This window comes from Curtobacterium sp. MCLR17_045 (assembly GCF_003234405.1).
Lineage (GTDB): Bacteria > Actinomycetota > Actinomycetes > Actinomycetales > Microbacteriaceae > Curtobacterium > Curtobacterium flaccumfaciens.
In genome coordinates this window covers 150,756-170,715 of record NZ_QKTB01000001.1, presented here as the reverse complement: position 1 = coordinate 170,715, position 19,960 = coordinate 150,756, and the positions used below count along the sequence as shown (strand labels likewise).

Sequence of the window (19,960 nt, the reverse complement as noted above, 5' to 3'; positions counted from 1 at the left end):
AGATGGACGCCATGGCCGGACCCTCCGCACGGATGCTCGCGCTGCTCTCCCTGCTCCAGGTGCACCGCGACTGGCCGGGCGACGAGCTCGCCGGGCGGCTCGACGTCAGTCCCCGCACCGTCCGCCGCGACGTCGATCGGCTCCGCGGGCTCGGGTACCGGGTCGAGGCGCTCCGCGGACCGGCCGGCGGCTACCGGCTCGAGGCCGGATCCGACCTGCCCCCGCTGCTCTTCGACGATGACCAGGCGGTGGCGATCGCCCTGGCGCTCGCCGTGGCACCGGCCTCGGGGGCGGACGTCGCCGAGTCGGCGGCCCGCGCCCTGGCGACCGTTCGGCAGGTGATGCCCGCGCGGCTGCGGTCCCGGGTCGACGCGGTGCAGGCCGTGACCGCGACGAGCCGGACCACCACCGACCCGGAGGTCCTGGTGGCGGTGAGCGAGGCCGTCCACCTGCAGGAGGTCTTCCGCTTCGGGTACGGCGAGGACGAGACCCCGCACCGGGTGGAACCGCACGCCGTCGTCGCCCGGAACGGCCGCTGGTACCTGCTCGACTGGGATGCCGATCGCGACGACTGGCGCACGCACCGCATCGACCGGATCACGCCGCGGATGCGCACCCGCGTCCCCTTCACGCCGCGACCGATCCCCGGTGGCGATGCGGCCGCGTTCGTGTCCGCGCGGTTCAAGGGATCGGCGGTCGACGACGTGTGGCCGTGCACCGGTTCGGTGACCACGACGGCGGACGATGCGCGGCGGATCGCGCCGTACCTGCCCGAGGATGCCGTGGTCGAGCAGCTCGAGGACGACCGGGCCCGCGTCACCCTCGGATCGTGGTCGTGGGACGGGCTCGCGGGAGTCGTCGCCGGGCTGGCCGTGCCGATCCGGGTCGAGGGGCCGGAGGCGCTGCGTGGCGCAGTCCGCGACCTGTCGACTCGACTCGCGACCGCGGCTGACTGAGCCGCGTCGGTCACTCGCGTTAGGAGCGTGCATGCGTCCGCCAGGGCGGCGTCAGGGATCCGTTAGGAGCGGCCTGGAGGCCCGGCGCAGGACGCAGCATCGGTTCGGCACCACTCGTGGTGCCGGTCCGCGTCACCCGGCGCGGACACCGCAGATCTTCTGGAGTCCCTCGTGTTCGACGTGTTCGTCGTCGCCGGTGTCCTCGCCGTGTTCGGCGTGGTGGCACTGATCGCCAAGGGGGTGGAACGGCTGTGATCGGCATCACCATCGCGGCCGCCGTCCTCGGCATCGCCGCAGTCGTGTACCTCGTCTGGGCGCTCGTGCGTCCGGAGCGCTTCTAGTGGGCGCCGCGGACGTCTGGGCGGGCATCGCCCAGGTCGCCACGCTCGTCCTGCTGCTCGTCGTCGCGTACCGCCCGCTCGGTGACTGGATGGCGAAGGTCTTCACGCCCGTCCGCCACAACCGGGTCGAGCGCGGGGTCTACCGGCTGATCGGGGTCGACCCGGACGCCGAGCAGTCGTGGCCCGTGTACCTGCGCGGCGTGCTGCTCTTCAGCGTCGCCGGGCTCCTGCTCGTCTACCTGCTGCAGCGCATCCAGGTCGTCCTGCCCGGTGACCTCGGGCTGCCCGGCGTCGGACCGTCGCTCGCGTTCAACACCGCGGCGTCGTTCGTGTCGAACACGAACTGGCAGTCGTACTCGCCCGAGGTCACCCTCGGCTACACGGTGCAGATGGCCGGCCTGGCGGTGCAGAACTTCCTGTCCGCGGCCGTCGGCCTGGCGGTCGCCGTGGCCCTGGTGCGTGGGTTCGCCCGTCGCAAGTCCGGCACGCTCGGCAACGTGTGGGTGGACATCGTGCGCGGCCTCGGCCGTCTGCTGCTGCCCGGCGCGTTCGTCTTCGCGATCGTCCTCGTCGCCGGCGGGGTCGTCCAGTCGTGGGGGAGCGGCACCGACGTCACCACGCTCATCGGTGGCACGCAGCACATCCCGGACGGGTTCGTCGCGTCGCAGGAGGCGATCAAGGAGCTCGGCACGAACGGTGGTGGCTACTTCAACGCGAACTCGGCGCACCCGTTCGAGAACCCGCAGGCGTGGACGAACCTCGTCGAGATCTTCCTGATGCTCGTCATCCCGTTCTCGCTCCCGCGCACGTTCGGGCGCCTGGTCGGCGACGACCGCCAGGGGTACGCGATCCTCGCCGTGATGGGCGCGATCTTCCTCGTGTCGCTGTCGGTCATGTCGATCGCCGAACTCGGCGGCAGCGGTGTCGCCACACACGCTGCCGGTGCCGCGATGGAGGGCAAGGAGAGCCGCTTCGGCATCCTCGGTTCGACGCTCTTCTCGACCGCGACCACCTCGACGTCCACCGGTGCGGTCAACGCGATGCACGACAGCTACACCCCGATCGGCGGGATGATGGCGCTCGTCAACATGATGCTCGGCGAGGTCACCCCCGGCGGCGTCGGATCCGGCCTGTACGGCATGCTCGTGCTCGCCGTCATCACGGTGTTCATCGGCGGCCTGCTCGTCGGTCGCACCCCGGAGTACCTCGGCAAGAAGATCCGCGCCAAGGAGATGACCTTCGCGGCGCTGTACATCCTCGTCACGCCGACGCTCGTGCTCCTGGCCACCGGGCTCTCGCTCGTGATCCCCGGGGTCCGCGAACAGGTGCTCGGGACGTCGATCTTCAACCCCGGCAACCACGGGCTGACCGAGCTGCTCTACGCCTTCACCTCGGGTGCGAACAACAACGGCTCGGCCTTCGGCGGGCTCACCGCGAACACCACCTGGATGAACTCCTCGCTCGGCGTCGTGATGCTGCTCGGCCGCTTCGTGCCGATGGTGTTCGTCCTGGCGCTCGCCGGGTCCCTCGCCGCGCAGGACCGGGTGCCGGAGACCGCCGGCACGCTGCCCACCCACCGCCCGCTGTTCATCGGGCTGCTCGGCGGCGTCGCCGTCATCGTCACCGCACTCACCTACTTCCCGGTGCTCGCACTGGGTCCGCTCGCAGAAGGACTGTCATGACCACCCCCGTGACCACGGAGTCGGAACCGCGCACCGCCGTGGAACCGGCCACCCGCTCGTCCGCATTCGGACCCCGCCAACTGGTGGCGGGCCTCCCGGGCGCCCTGCGGAAACTCGATCCGCGACTCATGTGGCGGAACCCCGTCATGTTCATCGTCGAGGTCGGCGCGGCGCTGACGACGGTGGCCGCCGTCGTCGAGCCGTCCGCGTTCACCATCGCGATCGCCGTGTGGCTCTGGCTCACCGTCGTCTTCGCCAACCTGGCGGAGTCGGTGGCGGAGGGCCGTGGCAAGGCGCAGGCCGACACCCTGCGGAAGACCCGCTCGACCACGAGCGCCCGCCGGGTGCTCGGGTACGCGACGACCGACGCGGCCGCGACCGGCAACGAGACCGAGGAGGTCGCGTCCGTCGACCTGGCCAAGGGCGACGTGGTCGTGGTCGTCGCCGGCGAGGTCATCCCCGGTGACGGTGACGTCATCGACGGCATCGCGTCGGTCGACGAATCGGCCGTCACGGGTGAGTCCGCGCCGGTCATCCGTGAGTCCGGCGGTGACCGCAGTGCCGTCACCGGCGGCACCCGGGTGCTGTCGGACCGGATCGTGGTGCGCATCACCTCGACGCCGGGCGAGACCTTCATCGACCGGATGATCCGCCTGGTCGAGGGTGCGGCACGGCAGAAGACGCCGAACGAGATCGCGCTGAACATCCTGCTCGCCTCGTTGTCGATCGTCTTCGTGATCGTCTGCCTGACGATGCAGCCCATCGCGGGACTCGTCGGTGCGACGGTCAGCGTGCCGGTGCTCATCGCCCTGCTCGTCTGCCTCATCCCGACCACCATCGGGGCCCTGCTCTCCGCGATCGGCATCGCCGGCATGGACCGGCTCGTGCAGCACAACGTGCTGGCGATGTCGGGCCGCGCGGTCGAGGCCGCCGGTGACATCACGACGCTGCTGCTCGACAAGACCGGGACGATCACCTACGGCAACCGTCGGGCATCCCGTGTGGTGCCGGTGCCGGGCGTGAGCGAGGCTTCGCTGATGGAAGCGGCAGCCCTGTCGAGCGCTGCGGACTCGACCCCTGAGGGACGTTCGATCGTCGACCTGGCGCGCGAGGGCGGCGCCGCTGTCGGCCTGCCGGACGGCGCCGTCGAGGTGCCGTTCACGGCGCAGACGCGCATGTCCGGTCTCGACCTGCCGGACGGGTCGCAGATCCGGAAGGGCGCTGCTGCGGCAGTGCTCGCCTGGGCGGACACCACCGAAGCCGGTGTGGTGTCGGCCATCGACGCGACCGTTGCGGAGATCTCCGACCAGGGCGGCACCCCGCTCGTCGTCGGCCGCCGCTCCTCCGATGGCGCGGTCGCCCTGCTCGGCGTCGTGCACCTGAAGGACGTCGTGAAGGACGGCATGGCGTCGCGGTTCGCCGAGCTCCGGTCGATGGGCATCCGCACGGTGATGATCACCGGGGACAACCCCCGCACCGCGGCCGCCATCGCCCACGAGGCCGGCGTCGACGACTTCCTCGCCGAGGCCACCCCGGAGGACAAGCTCGCCTACATCAAGCGCGAGCAGGAGGGCGGCAACCTCGTCGCCATGACCGGTGACGGCACCAACGACGCCCCGGCCCTGGCCCAGGCGGACGTCGGCGTCGCGATGAACACCGGCACGACGGCGGCGAAGGAGGCGGGCAACATGGTCGACCTCGACTCCGACCCGACCAAGCTCATCGACGTCGTCCGCATCGGCAAGCAGCTGCTCATCACCCGCGGTGCCCTGACCACCTTCTCCATCGCCAACGACGTCGCGAAGTACTTCGCGATCATCCCGGCGATGTTCCAGGCGGCGTTCCCCGGGCTCGCGGCGCTCAACATCATGGGGCTGCACAGCCCGTCGTCGGCGATCCTGTCGGCGGTCATCTTCAACGCGCTCGTCATCGTGGCGCTCATCCCGCTGTCCCTGCGTGGCGTGAAGTACCGCGCGGCCGCAGCGTCGTCGATCCTCGGCCGCAACCTGCTCGTCTACGGGCTGGGCGGCGTGGTCGTCCCCTTCATCGGCATCAAACTGATCGACCTCGTGGTCGGTCTCATCCCGGGGTTCTAGTCATGGCATCTGCACGTTCCACCTTCCGTTCCGCCGGTGTGGCCATCCGCCTCACCCTCGTCGCCACCGTCGTCCTGGGCGTCGGCTACCCGCTCGCCGTCTGGGGCGTCGGCCAGGCGGCGTTCCACGACCAGGCCAACGGTTCGATGGTCACGGACTCGTCCGGCAAGGTCGTCGGTTCCTCGTTGATCGGGCAGTCGTTCACGGGCAAGCAGGCCGACCGCTGGTTCCAGTCCCGGCCGTCCGCCGCCGGGGACGGCTACGACGCGGGGGCGTCCTCCGGCTCGAACCTCGGGCCGAACAACGCCGACCTGCTCAAGGCCGTCGAGGAGCGTCGTGCGGCGCTGGCGAAGGCCGACGGGGTCCCCGCCGCGCAGGTGCCTGCCGACGCCGTGACCGCATCCGGTTCGGGGCTCGACCCGGACATCAGCCCGGCCTACGCGTCCCAGCAGGTGGCTCGAGTGGCCTCGGCGCGGGGGTTGTCCGTCGCCACCGTGCGGCAGCTCGTGGCGTCGCACACCGAGTCGCGGCAGCTCGGGTTCCTCGGTGAGCCCGTCGTGAACGTGCTCGCGCTGAACCTGGCGCTGGCGAAGGCGTCCTGAGCGTGGGTGTCCCCTCCGCAAAACACCGGTGCTCGCGCGTCGAACACCCGCAATCCGCGGTGCGACAGGTGAACACCGGTGTTTTGCGGAGACCGACCCCCGGACGCGAGAGGATGAGCACGTGAAGCGCGGGAAGCTGCGGGTCCTGCTCGGTGCGGCGCCCGGTGTCGGCAAGACCTACACGATGCTCGAAGAGGGGCGTCGGTTGCTCGACGAGGGTCGCGACGTGGTCGTCGCCGTCGTCGAGACGCACGAGCGCGCCGCCACCGCGGCACTGGTGAACGGGCTCGAGGTCGTGCCCCGCCGCACCGTCTCGCACCGGGGCGTCGACCTCGACGACCTCGACCTCGACGCCGTCATCGCCCGGGCACCCGAGGTCGCGCTGGTCGACGAACTCGCGCACACGAACGCCCCGGGGAGCCCGAACGAGAAGCGCTGGCAGGACGTGGAGGCACTGCGGGACGCCGGCATCGACGTCATCTCGACCGTCAACGTGCAGCACATGCAGTCCCTCGGCGACGTGGTCCGCGAGATCACCGGCACCGTGCAGCGCGAGACCGTCCCCGACGCCGTGGTGCGCGCGGCCGACCAGATCGAGGTCGTCGACCTGGCCCCGGCAGCGCTGCGCGAGCGGCTCTCCGACGGGCTCGTGTACCCGGCGGCCCGGATCGACGCCGCGCTGTCGAACTACTTCCGCCTCGGCAACCTCACCGCGCTGCGCGAGATCGCCCTGCTCTGGCTCGCCGACGAGGTCGACGACGCGCTCAAGGCCTACCGCGCCGAGCACGGCATCGAGCACCGGTGGGAGACCCGGGAGCGCGTGCTCGTCGCCCTGACCGGCGGCCCCGAGGGCGAGACCCTGCTGCGCCGCGGCGCCCGGATCGCCGCCCGCAGTGCCGGCGGCGAGCTCGCCGCCGTGCACGTGACGACGAACGACGGCCTGCGCGTCCGTCACCCCGGCGCGCTCGGCAAGCAGCGGACCCTGCTCGAGCAGCTCGGTGGCACGTACCACCAGGTCGTCGGCGACGACGTGCCGAGCACGCTCGTGCGGTTCGCGCGGTCGATCGACGCCACCCAGATCGTGATCGGGGTCAGCCGCCGCAGCCGGCTCGCTGCCGCGATGACCGGCCCGGGGATCGGCAACACCGTGATCCGCGAGTCCGGCGACATCGACGTGCACGTCGTCACGCACGAGCGCGCCGGCGGCGGGATCACCCTGCCGAAGCTCGGCGGCAGCCTGTCGCGCGGGCGGGTGGTCGCCGCGTTCGTCCTGTCGGTCCTGGTCGGGCCGCTGCTCACGTGGGTGCTGTCGATCGGCAGCGATCCGGACGCCATCACGGTGGACGTGCTGGCGTACCAGCTGCTCGTCCTGGTCGTGGCGCTCGTGGGTGGGATGTGGCCGGCGGTGTTCACGGCCGTGCTGTCCGGGCTGAGTCTCGACTACTTCTTCGTGCAACCCCTCTACATGGTCACCGTCCAGCAGCCGTGGCACCTGTTCGCCCTGGTCATGTACGTGATCAGTGCGGTCCTGGTCAGCTTCGTGGTCGACCGGTCCGCCCGGCGGTCGCGTGCTGCCCGTCGGGCCTCGGCCGAGTCCGGGCTCCTGATGGGCATCGCCGGCAGCGTGCTCCGCGGCGACGACGCCCTGCAGGCACTGCTCGACCGCACCCGTGAGGCCTTCGGCTTCGCCGGCGTCCGGATCCGCCAGGGCGACGAGGTGCCGGCGACCTCCGGCGAGTTCGGTGCGACGCCGGACGCGTCGACGACGCTGGCGTCCGGCGCCGTGCTCGAGTTCGCCGGTGCGCCCGACGACCCGACCCAGCGCCGGCTGCTGCGGGTCGTCGAGCAGCAGCTCGACGCCGCCGTCGAGCACCGGGAGCTGACCCGCACGGCCGTCGGCGCCGAGCGCATCGCCGCCGCCGACCGGGTCCGGAGCGCGCTGCTCGCGGCCGTCGGCCACGACGTGCGCCGACCCATCGCCGCGGCCTCCGCCGCCGTGCAGACGCTGCGTGCGTCCGACATCGACCTGTCCGGGGCCGACCGGGAGGCGCTGCTCGCGACCGCCGACGAGAGCCTCGGTCAGCTGGCGGTGCTGTTGGCAGACCTGCTGGACGTCAGCCGCGTGCAGGCCGGAGTCCTCGCGGTCACCCCGGCGGCGATCGCGCTCGAGACGGTGGTCGCGCCAGCACTCGACGAGCTGGAGCTCGGCCCCGACGACGTCGACCTCGACCTGCCTGCGGACCTGCCGCCGGTGCTCGCCGACCCGGTCCTGCTGCAGCGCGTCGTCGTGAACCTGCTCGCCAACGCCGCCCGGTACGCCCCGGACGGCACCCACGTCCGCGTTGCCGCGAGCGCCTTCGCCGGCGGGGTCGAACTCCGCGTCGCCGACCACGGCCCCGGCATCCCCGAGGACCGCCGCGACGAGGTCTTCCAGCCGTTCCAGCGACTCGGCGACACTGACAACGAGACCGGGCTCGGGCTCGGGCTGGCCCTGGCGCGCGGGTTCACCGAGGGCATGGGCGGGACGATCGAGGTCGACGACACCCCGGGCGGTGGGCTCACCGTCGTGGTGCGGCTGCCGATCGCCGGGCACGTGGGAGTGGAGATCCGATGAAGGTCCTGATCGCTGACGACGACGCACAGCTCGTCCGCGCCCTCTCGGTGACGCTCTCGGCGCGCGGGTACGACGTCGTCACGGCTCGGGACGGGCGCGAGGCGATCGACGCCGTCATCACCGAGCGCCCCGACCTGGTGCTGCTCGACCTCGGCATGCCCCGGCTCGACGGCATCGGGGTGCTCGAGGGCGTCCGGGCTTGGTCGCAGGTACCCGTCCTCGTACTCTCCGGCCGGACCGACTCGTCCGACAAGGTCGACGCGCTCGACGCCGGTGCCGACGACTACGTGACGAAGCCGTTCCAGATGGACGAGCTCCTCGCCCGGCTGCGGGCACTCGGACGGCGGCGGGTGGTGGCGTCGGAGGAGACCCCGACGATCGCGATCGGGCCGCTGCTCGTGGACCTCGTCGCGAAGCAGGTCACGCCGGCCGAGGGTCCGGCGATCCGCCTGACGCCCACCGAGTGGCGCCTGCTCGAGGTCCTGGTCACGAACCCCGACCGCCTGATGACCCGCGAGATGCTGTTGACCGAGGTCTGGGGGCCGACGCACGGCAACGACTCCGGATACCTGCGGCTGTACATGGCCCAGCTGCGGCGGAAGCTCGAGCCCGACCCCGCGCACCCGCGCTACCTGGTGACGGAGTCCGGCATGGGGTACCGCTTCGCCCCCGGAGCGTAGGAACCCGCCGCTGTCGGGGACTGGCGGGAAGCTGTCGTGTCGGTGGCGGGTCCCTGTCGTGGTGCGCCGTTCCGCGGTTCCCTACTGTTCAGGACATGAACGAGATGCGGATCGGTGAACTCCGACGACTGCGGGGCTGGACCCAGGAACGACTGGCCGAGACGAGCGGCATCGCCGTGCGGACGGTGCAACGGATGGAGAGCGGCAACGACGCGAGCCTCGAGTCGCTGTCCGCGGTGGCCACGGCCCTCGAGGTCCCCGTGCGCGACCTGTTCGCCACCGAGGAGCCGGCGTCGCTCGACCCCGGGGTGCGCGGTCTCGACGAGCGCGCCGAGCGGGAGCAGGCGCAGCGCGACGCGGCTTCGCGCGGCTGGCAGTACCTGTACTCCGGCGTCGGCATCGTCGTGACGCTCGGCACCCTGGCACTGATCGGTTCGCGCATCTGGCCGGGGGCCGCGATCTTCGTCATCCCCATCTACTGGGCGGGTGGGCGGCTGCTCTCGCAGTTCCTGATGGCGACCGTCGTCGAGCCCGCGCTCGACCGTCGGTACCCGTTGTCGCGGTCTCGTCGGGATGCCTCGTCGCGGTCCCGTCGCTTCACGCCCGGGAGCTGAACGCCGCGAGCTCCGCCCGGGTCCGGGCACCGTGCTTCCGGAGCAGGTTCGCCACGTGGTACTTCACGGTGTTGACGCTGATGCCGAGTCCCTCGGCGATCTCCCGGTTGCCGACACCGGTCGCCACGAGCCGCAGGACGTCGCGCTCCCGCGGGGTCAGGTCGCCGTCGTCGACCGCGTCCACCTCGGTCGGCCGCGGGTCGAGCGGCAGTGAGATGTCGAGCACCGATCCCCACCCCGGCGTGCTCGCGACCTGCACCCGCCCGTCGAGCGTGACGACCCGCTCCGCGATCGGCCGCATGGCGTCGTCCTGCACGTCGAGCGTGCCGGAGCCGTCGTCGCGGAGCTGCATGAGCAGGTTCCGGCCGTCGCAGTCCCACTGGATGCGCACCCGCTTCGCCGCACCGTCGTCGACCAGGGCGAGCACCGCGGTCCGCACGATCGCCCGGGCCGCGTGGGCGACGTCGCCCGGCAACGCACGACCGGTGGCCGGCGGCTCGACGAACTGCACGTCGAGGTCCCCGAAGCGCACGAGCGGTCGCAGGTCGGCGCGCAACCGCGAGAACGCGCCGGTGACGGGTTCGAGCAGGGTGCTCCGCTGCTGATCGGTCACGGTGCGCAGGTCGACGAGGGCGGCCGAGGCGATCTCGACGGCCTCCGCCCGGGCAGCCGCGTCGGTGACCCGCGACGACCGGAGCACGGCGAGGACGGACTCGAGGGTCAGCGCGTGCCGGTCCGCCTGCTCGGCGACCGTGCGGGCGTGCTCGGCGGCCGCGAGCCGGATGGCGGAGCCGCCCCGGGCCTCCAGGGTGTCGACCGATGCGTCCATGGACGCGACCGTACCCGTCCCACCCGAGCGGACGGGCCCACCCGATGGGATGGGGTCCCTGCCGGGGCGGGTAGCGGCGTGCCGAGGCGTGCGACGGAAGGATCGAGGGCATGGCAGCAACCACCGTCTCCGCAGCGCTCGACCTGGTCGTCCGCGAGGTCGGCGACCTGGCAGCCCGCCTCGACGACGCTCCGGCCCAGCGCGCACTCGACCTGATCGAGGGCGCCGACCGGGTGTTCGTCCACGGCGCCGGTCGCTCCGGCCTCGCCCTCCGCATGACCGCGATGCGCCTCATGCACCTCGGGCTCGACGCCCACGTCGTCGGCGAGGTCACCACTCCGGCCATCCGTCCGGGTGACCTGCTCCTCGTCGCGAGCGGCTCCGGTACGACCACCGGCATCGTGCAGGCCGCGCGCACCGCGCACGAGGTCGGCGCATCCGTCGTGGCGCTCTCGACCACCGACGACTCCCCGCTCTCCGAGCTGGCGGACGTCACGATCGTGCTGCCCGCCGCGACGAAGACCGACCGCTCCGGCACCGCCTCGGCCCAGTACGCCGGTGGCCTCTTCGAACAGGCGGTCGCCCTGGTGGGCGACGCCGTGTTCCACGCCCTGTGGACCCGAGGCGGGCAGTCTGCCGACGACCTCTGGCCCCGTCACGCCAACCTCGAATGAAAGGCACACCCATGCAGCTCCAGTTCGCCATGGACACCCTGACCACCGAAGCCGCCCTCGAGCTCGCCGCCGCGGCCGCGCCGCACGTCGACGTCCTCGAGCTCGGCACGCCCCTGATCAAGAGTGCCGGCCTGTCCGCCGTCACCGCGATCAAGGAAGCACACCCGGACAAGATCGTGTTCGCCGACCTCAAGACCATGGATGCCGGTGAGCTCGAGGCCGACATCGCCTTCTCGGCCGGTGCCGACCTGGTCACCGTCCTCGGTGTCGCCGGCGACTCGACGATCGTCGGCGCCGTCAAGGCCGCGAAGAAGCACGGCAAGGGCATCGTCGTCGACCTGATCGGCGTCTCCGACAAGGCCGCCCGCGCCCGCGAGGTCGTCGCGCTCGGCGCCGAGTTCGTCGAGGTCCACGCCGGGCTCGACGAGCAGGCGGAAGAGGGCTTCACGTTCTCGACCCTGCTCGACGCCGGCAAGGACTCGGGCGTCCCGTTCTCGATCGCGGGCGGCGTGAACGCGTCCTCGGTCGCCTCGGTGCAGGAGGCCGGTGCCCGCATCGCCGTCGCCGGCAGCGCGATCTACAGCGCCTCGGACGTCGGCGCAGCAGCCGCCGAGATCCGCGCCGCCATCAAGTAGCGCGTCTCGGTCGCCCTCCTCGGGCGACGGTCAACGAGTGAGCAGAAGACGTCGAGTGCGACCACCGCACCCGACGTCTTCTGCTCACTGGCTCCCGCCCCTGCGGTCACACCCCGCCCCGCGGTAGCGTCGGGCCGTGGGGATCGAACTGCGCCGCGCGACCGCCGACGACTGGGAAGCCTGGCGACCAGTGCGCCTCCGCGCGCTCGCCGATGCCCCGCACGCCTTCGGCTCGACGCTGCAGGACTGGGCGGACGCACCCGAACACCGGTGGCGCACCCGCCTGTCGATCCCGGGAGCGCTCGACCTGCTCGCAGTCGACACCGCTGCCGAGGTTCCCGGCACGGTCGTCGGGATGGCCAGCGGGATCCCACCCGCCGGCCCCGACGGCCCCGCCGAGCTCATCTCGATGTGGGTCGACCCGGCAGCGCGCGGCCGCGGTGTTGCCCGCGCCCTCATCGACGCGATCGCCGTGTGGGCGGCGACCTCCGGAGCCACCGAACTCGAACTCTCGGTGCTGCCCGACAACGCCGTCGCCCGCCGCGCCTACGAGCGAGTCGGCTTCAGCGCCCGCGACGAACCCGGCGATCCGTTGCCGGACGGTCGGACCGAGGTCCGGATGCGCCGTACGGTGGCCACATGAACCGAGCGCTGCGCTGGACCACCTGGATCGTCGCCGTCGTCGTGCTGATCGCGGTGGTGTTCCTCGTCTGGTCGCACATCGTGATGCAGGGCACCCGCAGCGCCGCCCTGCAGGTCTGGCGCGACGACCGGATCGCGGTCCGGGACGCCGGTGACTCGGTGGTGATGACCCCGACCGGCCAGGCCGACGGGGTCGGGATCGTCTTCATCCCCGGCGCGAAGGTCGATCCGTACGCCTACATGGCCACGTTCCGGCAGGTGGTCGCCAACGGCACGACGGTGGTCATCACGAAGCCGACGCTGAACCTCGCGTTCTTCGACACCCGGCCGCTCGCCACGTTCGAGGCCCACGCGCCCTCGGTCACACGCTGGGGGGTCGGCGGGCACTCCCTCGGCGGGGTCCGCGCGTGCCAGCTCGCCCAGGACGCCGACGGCCTGCTGCTGCTCGGCAGCTACTGCGCAAACGACATCAGCCGCTCCTACATCGACGTGCTGAGCGTCTCCGGTTCGCGTGACGGCTTGTCGACCCCGGCCAAGGTCGACGCCGCGCGGGACAAGCTGCCGTCGACCGCCACCATGACCGAGATCCAGGGGTCGAACCACGCCGACTTCGGTGCCTACGGCGACCAGCCGGGCGACCGCACGGCGACCATCAGCCGTGCTGATGCCCGCCAGCAGATCGCGGACGCGATCGAGGCCTGGGTGCGCGACCTGCGCTGATCACGCGGGCGGACCGGCGGACGCACCGCGGGCCTCCAGACGGTCTGCCTGGAGGCCCGTGGTGCGTGACGTCAGTGGATCACGCCCGCCTCGTGGTCGCGTCCGGAACGGCGCCCGGTGAACCGGGCGACGAAGTACAGGACCACGCCGACGGCGAGCAGGATCGCGGCGTAGAGCCACACCTGACCGCTCTGCTGCGTCAGCAGCAGGATGCACGACAGCACCCCGAGCACCGGGACGAACGTCCAGACCCGGAAGTGGTCGTGCTCGACGTGGTCGCGGCGGAGCACCAGGACGGCGACGTTCGTGCTGATGAACACGAAGAGCAGCAGGAGCACGACGGTCTCGGCCAGCACGCCCACGTCGCCCACCAGGGTCAGGAGCATCGCGACGACCGTGGTGGCGACGATGGCGGTCCACGGGGTCTTCCGGTTCGGCAGGACCTTCGCGAGCAGGGCGGGCAGGAGCCGCTGCTCGGCCATGCCGTAGGTCACGCGGCTCGACATGATCATCGTGAGCAGCGCGCCGTTCGCGACGGCGACCAGGGCGATGAGGCTGAAGACCCAGTCGGGGATCGGGACGCCGGTGGCGGAGACGACCGCGAGGAGCGGGCCGCTGGACTCGGACAGCTCCGACGCGGGCAGGGCGATCGCACTGGCGAGGGCGACGAGGACGTAGACGACGCCGGCCGTGGCGAGGGCACCGAACAGGGCCTTCGGGTAGACGCGGCGGGGGTCGCGGACTTCCTCCGCGATGTTGGCGGACGTCTCGAAGCCGACGAACGAGTAGTAGGCGACGATCGCGGCGCTCAGGGTCGCCAGGGCCGGGTTGGCCTCGGACGGGAACGCGCCGATCCGGGAGACGTCACCGCCGCCACCGCCGAGCATCACGGCCACGACGACGATCACGATGACGAGACCGGAGACCTCGATGATCGTCATCACGACGTTGCTCTTGAGCGAGTCGGAGATGCCGCGGGCGTTCAGGCAGGCGATCAGGGCGAGGAAGACGATCGCGGTGGGCACGGGCGGCAGGTCGACGAACGTGCCGAGGTAGTCGCCGGCGAAGGCGAGCGACAGGCCGGCGGCGCTCGTGACGCCGGCGGCGAGCATGCTGAACCCGACCAGGAACGAGACGATCGGCGCCTTGTAGGCGCGTTCGGCGAAAACCGCGGCACCGCCGGCCTTCGGGTACTTCGTCACGAGTTCGGCGTAGGAGCCCGCGGTGAGCAGGGCCAGCAGGAGCGCGAGCACCAGCGGTGCCCAGAGCGCACCGCCGACGTCCTTCGCCAGCGTCCCCATCAGGGCGTAGATGCCGGCACCGAGCACGTCGCCGAGGATGAAGAGGAACAGCAGCGGGCCGGTGATCGCCTGGCGGAGCTTCGACTGCGTGCCGTCGTGGGGTGCGGCCGTGGTGTCGCTGGTCATGGTGGTGCCTTTCGTCCGGGTCAGCGTGCCGGGGCGTGTCTCAGAGGCCTCACAGGTGCGCCGTGGCGGGGGTCCTCCCTGCGCAGCGGAGCGGCCGGTGAACTCGCTCCACAGGGTGCGGCGCGTCGGAACGTCCGGACTGGAGCGGTCCTAGACTCGTCGCGAGCCATTCGTCCACCACCAGTCCCCGGAGGACCGCAGATGACGACGCAGGACCAGCGCACGCCCGCGCGACTCAGTGACCAGCGCGCGCTCCTGTTCGACCTCGACGGCGTGCTCACCCCGACCGCCGACGTCCACATGCGCGCGTGGAGCCGACTCTTCACGCCGTACCTCGAAGCACACGGGGTCGCGCCGTACACCGAGCAGGACTACTTCACCTCCATCGACGGCAAGCCCCGCTACGACGGCGTGCGCTCGCTGCTCGAGTCGCGCGGCATCGACCTGCCGCAGGGCACCCCGGACGACGCACCCGACACCGACACGGTGTGCGGGCTCGGCAACCGGAAGAACGCGGAGTTCACCGCCGAGCTCGACGAGCACGGCGTCGAGCCCTACCCGGGGTCGCTCCGGTTCCTGACCGCCGCGATCGCCGCAGGCATGTCCGTCGCGGTCGTCTCCAGCTCGGCGAACGCCACGTCGGTGCTCCGGACGGCGGGCATCCTCGACCGGTTCCCCGTCGTCGTCGACGGGCTCGTCGCGCGCCAGGACGGCCTGACCGGCAAGCCCGCTCCCGACACCTACCTCGACGCGGCGACCCGGTTCGGACTCACCGCCGCCGAGTGCGTCGTGGTCGAGGACGCCACCAGCGGGGTCGAAGCCGGCCGCAACGGGTCGTTCGGTCTCGTCGTCGGTGTCGACCGCGGCGCCGGGGCGGACGCCCTGCGCGAGCACGGTGCCGACGTCGTCGTGTCCGACCTCGACGAACTCATCGACCAGCTGCCCGCACCGGCCACCAGCACGACGTAGGCCACCCGGCCGGACGCTCCCTGGCTGCCGGCCGCACCGACGCACCCATCTCCCTCCCTTCCCACGGAGCAGCATGAACCCCATCACCTCGGACCCCCTCGACCGCGTCCGCTACCCGATCGACGAGTGGGCCCTCGTCGAGACCGAGTACACCCCTGACGAGCAGGGCGTCGCCGAGACGAACTTCGCCGTCGGCAACGGGTACCTCGGCCTGCGCGGGAACCTCGACGAAGGCCGTGGCGGCGTGCAGTACGGCACGTACATCAACGGGTTCCACGAGACCTGGCCGATCCGGCACGCGGAAGACGCCTTCGGCTTCGCGAAGACCGGGCAGACGATCATCAACGCGCCGGACGCCAAGGTCATCCGCCTCTACGTCGACGACGAGCCGCTCGTGCTGGCCGAGGCCGACATCCTCCGGCACACCCGTCGGCTGGAGTTCCGCGGCGGCTACCTGTTCCGCGAGACCGAGTGGTCGACGCCGTCCGGCAAGCGGGTGCTCATCCGGGCACGTCGACTCGTGTCGTTCACCGACCGGCACCTCGCCGTCATCGACTACGAGGTCACCGTGCTCGACGCGGACGCCTCGATCCTGCTGTCCAGTCAGATCCTCAACCGCCAGGACGTGCAGGACGAGTACCACGCCGGCATGCGGGCCGCGGCGAACGCCTTCGACCCCCGCAAGGCCGAGTCGTTCACCGAGCGGGTGCTCGTGCCGAAGCTCAAGCGCAGCACCGGCGGCCGTTCGGTCCTCGGGTACCAGGCGTCCAGCTCCGGCATGACGATCTGCGTCGGCGTCGAGCACCACATCGAGACCGAGAACAGCTGGGACGAGTCGTCGTCGATCGAGGACGACCTGGCGAAGCACGTCTACCGGGTGCAGGCCCGTGCCGGGCAGCCCATCCGGCTCGTGAAGCACGTGGTCTACCACACCTCCCGCGGGGTGCCCGTGCGCGAGCTCGCCGACCGGTGCGACCGCACGCTCGACCGCGCGCACGCCGAGAACGTCGACGAGACCTTCGCGAAGCAGCGCGACTGGCTCGACGACTACTGGGCCCGCAGCGACGTCGAGATCGCCGGTCAGCCCGCGATCCAGCAGGCCGTCCGCTGGAACCTCTTCCAGCTGGCACAGGCCACCGCCCGCACCGACGGCCACGGCATCGCCGCGAAGGGCGTCACCGGCTCCGGCTACGGCGGCCACTACTTCTGGGACATGGAGATCTACGTCCTGCCGTTCCTGTCGTACACGGCGCCGATCGTCGCCCGGAACGCGCTGCGCTTCCGCTACAACATGCTCGACGCGGCACGGGCTCGGGCCCGCGAGCTGAACCAGCGCGGCGCCCTGTTCCCGTGGCGGACGATCAACGGTGAAGAGTCCAGCGCGTACTACGCCGCCGGCACCGCGCAGTACCACATCGACGCCGACATCTCGCATGCGCTCATGCAGTACGTGCGGGCCTCGGGGGACCGCGAGTTCCTGAAGCGCGGCGCCATCGACGTGCTCGTCGAGACCGCCCGGCTCTGGGCCGACCTCGGGTTCTGGCGGTCCAACGGCGACAAGAAGTTCCACATCGACGGCGTCACCGGGCCGGACGAGTACACGACCGTCGTCGACGACAACCTCTACACGAACGTCATGGCGCGGGCGAACCTGTGGTTCGCCGTCAACGCCTGCCGCGAGCTCGCCGCCGACGACGCCGAAGAGTACGACCGCATGGTGCGCCGGACCGGTCTGCAGCCGGACGAGCTCGTCGAGTGGGAGCACGCCGCCGAGTCGATGGAGATCCCCTTCGACCCGCACCGCGGCATCCACCCGCAGGACGCCCAGTTCCTCGACAAGGAACTCTGGGACCTCGAGAACACCCCCGAGTCCAAGCGCCCGCTGCTGCTCCACTACCACCCGCTGGTCATCTACCGGTTCCAGGTGCTGAAGCAGGCCGACGTCGTGCTCGCACTGTTCCTGCAGGGGCACGAGTTCACGGCTGCCGAGAAGCGTCGCGACTTCGACTACTACGACGCACTCACCACCGGTGACTCGACGCTGTCCGCGGTCGTGCAGTCGATCATGGCGGCCGAGGTCGGGTACCACGACCTCGCCGACCAGTACTTCCAGACCGCGCTCTACGTCGACCTGGCGGACCTGCACGGCAACACCTCGGACGGCGTGCACATCGCGTCGACCGGTGGCATCTGGGGTGCGCTCGTCAACGGCTTCGGCGGCATGCGCGACCACGGCGGCCGGATGAGCTTCAACCCGCGGCTGCCGAAGCACTGGGACCGTCTGTCCTACCGTCTGACGGTGCGCGGATCGCGGGTCCGGGTCGACCTCGAGCAGGAAGCCATGACGCTCACGGTCGAGACCGGTTCGGGCTTCACGGTGTGGGTGCACAACCAGCAGTGGGACATCGAGGCGGGGGAGCCCACCGTGGTGCCGCTGCCGCACCACGGGCCGCGGATGTCCGGGCACGCCCCGACCACGAGCGACATCCAGGGCACGCTGCGGGCGGACGGCTCGGTCATCACCGCGTCGATCCCGACGATCTCCCTGGAGCGCGACTTCGACCTCGACGACTCGACCGGCTGACGCCTCGTCACGTCCGCTCGTCGCCCCGGCTCAGCCTCGCTGTGCCGGGGCGTCGTGCATGTCGGGGTGTTCCCGCGCCTCCGAGCGCGTCCAGCCGGCCCGGGGCACCGTGGTCTGCCGTGCCCCTCGGGTCGATGGCGTCTCCCCGGGCACGGTTCGTGCAACGAGAGGAGACATCATGGGCAACCGGTTCGAGGGCAAGGTCGCGATCGTCACGGGCGCAGGGTCCGGCATCGGTGAGGCAACGGCGCGGGCGTTCATCGACGAGGGTGCGTCGGTCGTGCTGACCGACAGCGTCGAGGAGAAGGTCCGCGCGGTGGGTGACTCCCTGCCGACGCACCGGGTCGTCGCCCTGCACGCCGACGTGGCGAGCCCGGAGGACTGGGAGACCGTCGTCTCGGCGGCGATCGACCGCTTCGACCGGCTCGACGTCCTGGTGAACAACGCCGGGACCTTCAGCTCGGGCGACATCACCGACATCAGCACGGCCGAGTGGCGCCGGGTCATCGAGACCGACCTGTCCGGTGTGTTCTACGGCACCCGGGCGGCCCTGCCGTTCCTGCGCGAGACGAAGGGGTCGATCGTCAACACGTCGTCGGTCTCCGGTGAGGACGCCGACTGGCGGATGAGCCCCTACAACGCGGCGAAGGGCGGCGTGACGAACTTCACCAAGGCGGCTGCCCTCGACAACGGGCAGTTCGGCGTGCGCGTGAACGCCGTCGCTCCGGGACTCATCTGGACCGACCTCACCCAGGAGCAGGCGGAGGACGAGGCCCTGCAGTCGAAGTTCACCGAGCGCATCGCCCTCGGCCGCGGGGGTCGCTCTGCCGAGGTCGCCGAGGCGATCCTGTTCCTGGCCAGCGACGCGGCCTCGTTCATCACGGGCGCGGTCCTGCCGGTGGACGGCGGCACCATGGCGAGCAACGGGCAGCCGCCGCAGGCCTGAGTCACCCCGGCCCCGGCGGCACCGTCAGCTGGCGACGAGCTCGACCTTGAACCGCTCGGCGTCCTCGAGGAAGGCCGCGTGGTGCTCCGTGCCACCGGCGAACGGGTGTCGGTCCTCGTACAGGCGTGCCCACCCGTGACCGGGAGCCTCGGCCCAGAGTCGCTCCACCGTCTCGGCAGTACCGGCGTGGAACGCCAGGTGGCTGAGCCCCGGCCGGCGGCGGTCGTGATCGCCGTCCAGCGGCGCCGATTCGAGGACGACGTACAACGGGCCGAGCCGCCAGCTCCGGCCGTGCTCCCAGCGCTGGAACGGCTCGTAGCCGAGTTCGCCGAGCAGCCAGCTCCAGGCCCCGGAGGCGGTGTCGAGGTCGGCGGTGCGGAGTTCGACGTGGTGCAGGGTGCCGAGGGTCACAGGAGCTTCCGCAGGGTGTTCGTGTTGCGGGTCGTCGTCGTGCGCTTGTAGCGTGCGGCGCCGGCCCGCCTGGCGAACACGGTGTCGGTGCTCGACCCCTTCGGGCACGACCAGTACACGACCCCGTCCCCGCGGGTGACCTGCTCGACCGACTCGTCGAGTTCGAGGTCCGTGACCAACGCGTCGAGCGCACCGTCGTCGGACCCGAACACGACGTAGTCGTGCCGTTCGTCGGCACGCGCGAAGGGGAACCCGTCGACCACCGCCGCGAGGGCGTCGTGCCGGACGAGCACGATCCAGGCGTCGTACCCGAACCGGTCGCGCAGCCCCTGCTCGATCGACGTCTTGAGCTGCTCGGCGGGCACGTCGGCGGAGAACACGACGTTGCCCGAGGCGAGCACAGTGCGGACGTCGTCGAACCCGAGCCCTCGGAAGAGTTCCGCGAGCTCAGTGCTCCGGATCGTGATGCCGTTCACGTTGACCCCGCGCAGCAGCGCCACCCACCTGTCCATGTCCGGACGGTAGCGGTCCGGCCCGC

General features: G+C 71.4%; 19 protein-coding genes. 15 read left to right on the top strand and 4 right to left on the bottom strand.

The genetic code is table 11. The annotated features are described in order from the left end of the window. Positions 1–11 precede the first annotated feature (11 nt). The 8 genes from DEJ05_RS00860 (at position 12) to DEJ05_RS00825 (ending at position 9,585) form a co-directional block, all read left to right on the top strand. Positions 12–956: a YafY family protein gene (locus DEJ05_RS00860; protein ID WP_111109608.1), complete on the top strand. Its 945-nt coding sequence runs from the start codon at positions 12–14 to the stop codon at positions 954–956. Positions 957–1,207: 251 nt separating this feature from the next. Continuing rightward, positions 1,208–1,297, top strand: a complete 90-nt coding sequence (locus tag DEJ05_RS00855) for a potassium-transporting ATPase subunit F (protein WP_017887940.1) — start codon at positions 1,208–1,210, stop codon at positions 1,295–1,297. After that, positions 1,297–2,979, top strand: a complete 1,683-nt coding sequence (gene kdpA / locus DEJ05_RS00850; protein WP_111109472.1) for a potassium-transporting ATPase subunit KdpA — start codon at positions 1,297–1,299, stop codon at positions 2,977–2,979. Before DEJ05_RS00855 ends, kdpA begins: the two co-directional genes overlap by 1 nt. Continuing rightward, the gene (kdpB, locus tag DEJ05_RS00845; protein ID WP_111109471.1) at positions 2,976–5,075 is read left to right on the top strand and encodes a potassium-transporting ATPase subunit KdpB; all 2,100 of its coding nucleotides are present in this window, start codon (positions 2,976–2,978) and stop codon (positions 5,073–5,075) included. Before kdpA ends, kdpB begins: the two co-directional genes overlap by 4 nt. 2 nt (positions 5,076–5,077) lie before the next feature. Next, a complete protein-coding gene (gene kdpC / locus DEJ05_RS00840; protein WP_111045871.1) occupies positions 5,078–5,677 on the top strand; it encodes a K(+)-transporting ATPase subunit C in 600 nt (199 codons plus the stop codon). 121 nt (positions 5,678–5,798) lie between these two features. After that, positions 5,799–8,291 (top strand): ATP-binding protein, encoded by a 2,493-nt coding sequence (locus DEJ05_RS00835; protein ID WP_027466796.1) that lies wholly within the window; start codon positions 5,799–5,801, stop codon positions 8,289–8,291. Further along, positions 8,288–8,971 (top strand): response regulator, encoded by a 684-nt coding sequence (locus DEJ05_RS00830; RefSeq protein ID WP_027466795.1) that lies wholly within the window; start codon positions 8,288–8,290, stop codon positions 8,969–8,971. The genes DEJ05_RS00835 and DEJ05_RS00830 overlap by 4 nt, the downstream gene beginning before the upstream one ends. Positions 8,972–9,066: 95 nt before the next feature. Next, positions 9,067–9,585, top strand: coding sequence for a helix-turn-helix domain-containing protein (locus tag DEJ05_RS00825; protein WP_027466794.1), 519 nt, complete (start codon positions 9,067–9,069; stop codon positions 9,583–9,585). Here the strand turns inward: DEJ05_RS00825 and DEJ05_RS00820 are convergent. Then, positions 9,569–10,414, bottom strand: coding sequence for a LuxR C-terminal-related transcriptional regulator (locus DEJ05_RS00820; protein WP_017887946.1), 846 nt, complete (start codon positions 10,412–10,414; stop codon positions 9,569–9,571). The two genes, DEJ05_RS00825 and DEJ05_RS00820, sit on opposite strands and share 17 nt — an antisense overlap. 110 nt (positions 10,415–10,524) lie before the next feature. Here DEJ05_RS00820 and hxlB point away from each other — a divergent pair, with 110 nt between their 5' ends. The 4 genes from hxlB (at position 10,525) to DEJ05_RS00800 (ending at position 13,085) form a co-directional block, all read left to right on the top strand. Beyond that, complete coding sequence (gene hxlB, locus DEJ05_RS00815) at positions 10,525–11,088, top strand: 6-phospho-3-hexuloisomerase (RefSeq protein ID WP_071406216.1); 564 nt, start codon at positions 10,525–10,527, stop codon at positions 11,086–11,088. Between the two features lie 11 nt (positions 11,089–11,099). After that, a complete protein-coding gene (gene hxlA / locus DEJ05_RS00810; RefSeq protein ID WP_071406215.1) occupies positions 11,100–11,723 on the top strand; it encodes a 3-hexulose-6-phosphate synthase in 624 nt (207 codons plus the stop codon). A gap of 136 nt (positions 11,724–11,859) precedes the next feature. Beyond that, positions 11,860–12,366, top strand: a complete 507-nt coding sequence (locus tag DEJ05_RS00805) for a GNAT family N-acetyltransferase (RefSeq protein ID WP_111109470.1) — start codon at positions 11,860–11,862, stop codon at positions 12,364–12,366. Continuing rightward, positions 12,363–13,085: an alpha/beta hydrolase gene (locus DEJ05_RS00800; protein ID WP_111109469.1), complete on the top strand. Its 723-nt coding sequence runs from the start codon at positions 12,363–12,365 to the stop codon at positions 13,083–13,085. The genes DEJ05_RS00805 and DEJ05_RS00800 overlap by 4 nt, the downstream gene beginning before the upstream one ends. Positions 13,086–13,156: 71 nt before the next feature. Here the strand turns inward: DEJ05_RS00800 and DEJ05_RS00795 are convergent, their stop codons facing one another. Beyond that, the gene (locus DEJ05_RS00795; protein ID WP_111023338.1) at positions 13,157–14,512 is read right to left on the bottom strand and encodes an APC family permease; all 1,356 of its coding nucleotides are present in this window, start codon (positions 14,510–14,512) and stop codon (positions 13,157–13,159) included. 201 nt (positions 14,513–14,713) lie between these two features. Between DEJ05_RS00795 and DEJ05_RS00790 the strand changes: the two genes are divergently transcribed. From DEJ05_RS00790 to DEJ05_RS00780, 3 genes are all read left to right on the top strand, one after another. Continuing rightward, positions 14,714–15,481, top strand: coding sequence for an HAD family phosphatase (locus DEJ05_RS00790; RefSeq protein WP_071406212.1), 768 nt, complete (start codon positions 14,714–14,716; stop codon positions 15,479–15,481). 73 nt (positions 15,482–15,554) lie between these two features. Further along, complete coding sequence (locus DEJ05_RS00785) at positions 15,555–18,065, top strand: glycoside hydrolase family 65 protein (protein WP_071406211.1); 2,511 nt, start codon at positions 15,555–15,557, stop codon at positions 18,063–18,065. A gap of 178 nt (positions 18,066–18,243) precedes the next feature. Then, positions 18,244–19,011: an SDR family NAD(P)-dependent oxidoreductase gene (locus DEJ05_RS00780; RefSeq protein WP_071406210.1), complete on the top strand. Its 768-nt coding sequence runs from the start codon at positions 18,244–18,246 to the stop codon at positions 19,009–19,011. A 24-nt stretch (positions 19,012–19,035) separates the two neighbouring features. On the opposite strand, the gene DEJ05_RS00775 is transcribed toward DEJ05_RS00780, so the two are convergent. Beyond that, positions 19,036–19,422 carry a VOC family protein gene (locus DEJ05_RS00775; protein WP_111109468.1) on the bottom strand — a complete coding sequence of 129 codons (387 nt, stop codon included), beginning with the start codon at positions 19,420–19,422 and terminating at the stop codon, positions 19,036–19,038. Next, entirely contained in the window at positions 19,419–19,934 is a 516-nt protein-coding gene (locus tag DEJ05_RS00770) for a DUF1697 domain-containing protein (protein ID WP_111109607.1), read from the bottom strand. The genes DEJ05_RS00775 and DEJ05_RS00770 overlap by 4 nt, the downstream gene beginning before the upstream one ends. Positions 19,935–19,960: the final 26 nt, after the last annotated feature.

Bases quoted from the DNA above. Each gene is read 5' to 3' on its own strand.
- DEJ05_RS00790 (WP_071406212.1), top strand. From the start codon at position 14,714: ATGACGACGCAGGACCAGCGCACGCCCGCGCGACTCAGTGACCAGCGC.
- DEJ05_RS00860 (WP_111109608.1), top strand. From the start codon at position 12: ATGGCCGGACCCTCCGCACGGATGCTCGCGCTGCTCTCCCTGCTCCAG.
- DEJ05_RS00800 (WP_111109469.1), top strand. From the start codon at position 12,363: ATGAACCGAGCGCTGCGCTGGACCACCTGGATCGTCGCCGTCGTCGTG.
- hxlB (WP_071406216.1), top strand. From the start codon at position 10,525: ATGGCAGCAACCACCGTCTCCGCAGCGCTCGACCTGGTCGTCCGCGAG.
- DEJ05_RS00830 (WP_027466795.1), top strand. From the start codon at position 8,288: ATGAAGGTCCTGATCGCTGACGACGACGCACAGCTCGTCCGCGCCCTC.
- DEJ05_RS00795 (WP_111023338.1), bottom strand. From the start codon at position 14,512: ATGACCAGCGACACCACGGCCGCACCCCACGACGGCACGCAGTCGAAG.
- DEJ05_RS00785 (WP_071406211.1), top strand. From the start codon at position 15,555: ATGAACCCCATCACCTCGGACCCCCTCGACCGCGTCCGCTACCCGATC.
- DEJ05_RS00770 (WP_111109607.1), bottom strand. From the start codon at position 19,934: ATGGACAGGTGGGTGGCGCTGCTGCGCGGGGTCAACGTGAACGGCATC.
- DEJ05_RS00820 (WP_017887946.1), bottom strand. From the start codon at position 10,414: ATGGACGCATCGGTCGACACCCTGGAGGCCCGGGGCGGCTCCGCCATC.
- DEJ05_RS00825 (WP_027466794.1), top strand. From the start codon at position 9,067: ATGAACGAGATGCGGATCGGTGAACTCCGACGACTGCGGGGCTGGACC.
- kdpC (WP_111045871.1), top strand. From the start codon at position 5,078: ATGGCATCTGCACGTTCCACCTTCCGTTCCGCCGGTGTGGCCATCCGC.
- kdpB (WP_111109471.1), top strand. From the start codon at position 2,976: ATGACCACCCCCGTGACCACGGAGTCGGAACCGCGCACCGCCGTGGAA.
- DEJ05_RS00780 (WP_071406210.1), top strand. From the start codon at position 18,244: ATGGGCAACCGGTTCGAGGGCAAGGTCGCGATCGTCACGGGCGCAGGG.
- hxlA (WP_071406215.1), top strand. From the start codon at position 11,100: ATGCAGCTCCAGTTCGCCATGGACACCCTGACCACCGAAGCCGCCCTC.